This window comes from Variovorax sp. Soil_C_12 (assembly GCF_057657375.1).
This window is the reverse complement of sequence record NZ_JBDGIO010000047.1, coordinates 1-629: the sequence shown is the minus strand read 5'-3', so window position 1 is coordinate 629 and position 629 is coordinate 1. Positions and strand designations below refer to the sequence as shown.

2 protein-coding genes are annotated in these 629 nt (G+C 64.5%); both read right to left on the bottom strand.

The genetic code is table 11. From position 1 onward, the window contains the following. Window positions 1–45: 45 nt before the first annotated feature. Entirely contained in the window at window positions 46–240 is a 195-nt protein-coding gene (locus AC3A6X_RS36405) for a hypothetical protein (protein ID WP_309974579.1), read from the bottom strand. A gap of 197 nt (window positions 241–437) precedes the next feature. Further along, window positions 438–629, bottom strand: a 192-nt coding sequence (locus AC3A6X_RS36400; RefSeq protein ID WP_487846717.1) for a hypothetical protein, incomplete at its 5' end; no start/stop codon positions are given.

The following is a 629-nucleotide window of genomic DNA, read 5'->3' as shown; positions in this document are numbered from 1 at the left end:
TGTCCGGGCTTTCGTACCGATTGCACATGGCCGGAATGTAGCGGCTCAGAAGGGCAACGGGCGGACCGGGCCGAGCCAAACCACCGCCGCGGCGTCCGGCGGCAGCGATCGCAACCGCTCGTCGCGCCAAAGCTCGGCAGCAACCTCTTCCAGCTGCAGGGGGTCCACGGTGCGCCACTGCTGCTGCAGCCGGTGCGCGCAGGCGGCAATCCAGATGTCAGGTTTCAGGGCTTCGTCCATGCTTGAAAGCATAGTCGTTTACTGTATGCTTATCCAGTGTTCTGCGTGTTTTACAAGTTGCGAAGGTTCGGGGACCGACTGCCGGACGAGGAGGTGAAGGCCATGCGTATGCAGGGGCGGCTCCTGTACGGGAAGATTGCGGGTTCAGGCGAACTGTGGGCCCGGCATCTCGACCTCGAGACGGGGGTGGCGCACGATCAGCTGACGGCGCCCCGTCTCCTGCACATCGACGGCGGCGTTCTGATCAGCGGCTGGGACACACATCCAGGGCGCGGGCCGACGCGGCAGACCTGGTGGTGCGTACCGAGCATGAAGGACACGGTGCCGCCCGAGCCAGCGTCGGCCTTCCCCGAGAATTCAACCCCATGACCCAATTCGATCTTCTGGCC

What these genes read in the sequence shown, in the direction of transcription:
- AC3A6X_RS36405 (WP_309974579.1), bottom strand. Translation starts at nt 240, where the DNA reads ATGGACGAAGCCCTGAAACCTGACATCTGGATTGCCGCCTGCGCGCAC.